The following is a 2,056-nucleotide window of genomic DNA, read 5'->3' as shown; positions in this document are numbered from 1 at the left end:
ATCCCGATCCCAATCCCGATCCTGACCCGATCAATCCCGATCCGATTTTGGGAGAGGATGGAGTTGAAGAAACATCGATCGCTCCCGAGGGGGCTTTGGGCGGTGAAGTAGAAGGATCGATCGATCCGCTAACAAATCCCGATCCTCAAGCCCGCCAGACTCTAGCGATCGCAGAGGGCGTTGGCGAAATCGAAGCGATCGCTCCCGAGGCGATACCGTTGGAGAGTGGCGAAGGGTCTGAAACCCATGTCGCGATGTTAGACGGCCGGATTTTAGAGGATTTCGAGAATATTGAAGATCGTCCGTTGTTCGAGGAATCTTCCCTCATCTCCTCCAGAACTTTGCCCCTGATAGCAAAAATCTAGATTAAGCAGGTTGTTTGAGTTCTGTATCGAACTCGGAGGAAGCCAAGCAATTCTCCTTGACGACGTTTCCCGTCAGGGAGGATAGAGCGATCGCACATCCGACTCGTTCCCGCAGCTTAGCGGCAAACTGGCGGCTTTCATTGTCCGTTTTCGAGGCAATACAGATGGGCTGCCAGTCGAGTCGGGTGTTTTCGTTCCGGAGCATCCCCCGTTCGTACCCGTCGAGTCGCGGTAAATCGAGACTGCTGACAATAACGTTCGGTCGGGTGTGACGGGCTAAATAGAGTCCTAACCAACGCTCGGTGGTACCGATAACGTTGCAATTTTCGCTCGCCATCAAGCGTTCGAGGTCGCGTTCGAGGGCGCCGTTGGGTTCAATGAGTAATACAGTGCAATTCATGGGAGTTGGAGCCTTGGTAAAAGTCAGCAAGTCAAAAGACTTGCCTCAATCGATATCGGAGGTCAAGCGATCCTCGTTGCGAATGCCGAAAATTTCTTCAAGCATTAAGCTACCGACGCCTGAAGCCGTTTGCTGGAGTTGAAGTTTGGCGGCATCGCTGAGATAAAGACGGCCGCTGCCATCGAATCGATACTTGCGATCGCCTTGCCGATTCTCTCGAAGTAGAACCTCGCCCACCCACTGACGGGCGACCTCTTGTAAATCGAGTTCGGGCATTAACAAATCCGGATGTCGTAAAATCCACCGACAGGCGACGCGATCGAGGTCGCCGAGCCGATACACGGCCTGTTTCAAAACCGATTCGATCGCCGTCGGATTCGGTAAAACGGTCAGGAAGTCTTTTAAGGCAACGATGGCTCGCGTATCTCGCGCGCGCATGACATCCACGGCGAGGCTGATGTAAGCTTCGTCTTGAGTCTCGGTCATGGAATTTCCCGGCCAGGTTTCGCCTTGAGTCCTCACGTAACAGATCGATTGGGGAATAGCCGTCGAGCGACAGGAGTTGACCCTGTGGCGACAACGCTCGTCAAATTTTGGGGTTCGACGCTCCGAGTTTGGGGCCAGAGGTTCTGAGGAGTTTGCGGTCTTTGGTTCGACCCCCCTCGAAATAGATACACCGTGACAAATTCGATTGGCCACCTCTTCCGGTTTAGCGTGTCGCTCTAACACTGTTCATAGACTCCCGTTTGCATCGACTTTTGCAACAGTTTTAGTGTAAAGAGTAAATGTGATGTTCTTGTGACAAAACAGCATCTCACGCAAATTTACAGATAAATTTGACGGCTAGAGCGGCTTTGAGGAACTTTTTATTCGATAGTAGAATTTCAGAGATCGCTTCAGACAAAGCCGTTGAGACCTGAGTTTTGAAGTGAAGCGAGACGTACCGACTCGGCGATCTCCAATTTAACGTACCGTTGCGAGAAGGTTTTTTTCGCGATCGCTCCCCAGAACGGCGACGGTTCCCCAGCCGGCTCCCAACCGTGAACTTTTGGAATCCTCGCCTCACACGGAATTGCAGCGAAACAGGTATCTCTTCCCTCAAAAACTTACCCGAAACCGGCAACTTCAGGGGTGACGAACCGTTCTTCAAAAACACCCCTGTCTTGTTGCCACCTTGAGGCAAAACAAACCGGATATCGGTATAGCAATCCTAAGTCAATTGTGGCAATTCATAGAAGTTAAACTCAAGATCGAACGAAGATCGGATTGTCTCTAGATCTGTCTCTAGATC

3 protein-coding genes are annotated in these 2,056 nt (G+C 51.4%); 1 reads left to right on the top strand and 2 read right to left on the bottom strand.

Features of this window, described 5'->3' with window-relative positions; translation table 11 throughout:
* Positions 1–365 (top strand): hypothetical protein (locus ACP5D4_RS21540; protein WP_428013654.1); only part of this gene is annotated, 365 nt, incomplete at its 5' end.
* Between the two features lies 1 nt (position 366).
* On the opposite strand, the gene ACP5D4_RS21535 is transcribed toward ACP5D4_RS21540, so the two are convergent.
* Together ACP5D4_RS21535 and ACP5D4_RS21530 are read right to left on the bottom strand one after the other, a co-directional pair.
* Positions 367–765 (bottom strand): hypothetical protein, encoded by a 399-nt coding sequence (locus ACP5D4_RS21535; RefSeq protein WP_428013653.1) that lies wholly within the window; start codon positions 763–765, stop codon positions 367–369.
* A 45-nt stretch (positions 766–810) separates the two neighbouring features.
* Positions 811–1,251 (bottom strand): hypothetical protein, encoded by a 441-nt coding sequence (locus ACP5D4_RS21530; protein ID WP_428013652.1) that lies wholly within the window; start codon positions 1,249–1,251, stop codon positions 811–813.
* Between the last annotated feature and the right edge of the window lie 805 nt (positions 1,252–2,056).

The sequence above is a fragment of the Baaleninema sp. genome (genome assembly GCF_049974805.1).
Taxonomy (GTDB): Bacteria; Cyanobacteriota; Cyanobacteriia; order Cyanobacteriales; family Geitlerinemataceae; genus Baaleninema.
Note: the sequence above shows the minus strand (reverse complement) of the source record. Positions and strands in the feature narration are given on the sequence as shown.

Excerpts from the sequence above, each read along its gene's own strand:
- ACP5D4_RS21535 (WP_428013653.1), bottom strand. The coding sequence starts at position 765 with ATGAATTGCACTGTATTACTCATTGAACCCAACGGCGCCCTCGAACGC.
- ACP5D4_RS21530 (WP_428013652.1), bottom strand. The coding sequence starts at position 1,251 with ATGACCGAGACTCAAGACGAAGCTTACATCAGCCTCGCCGTGGATGTC.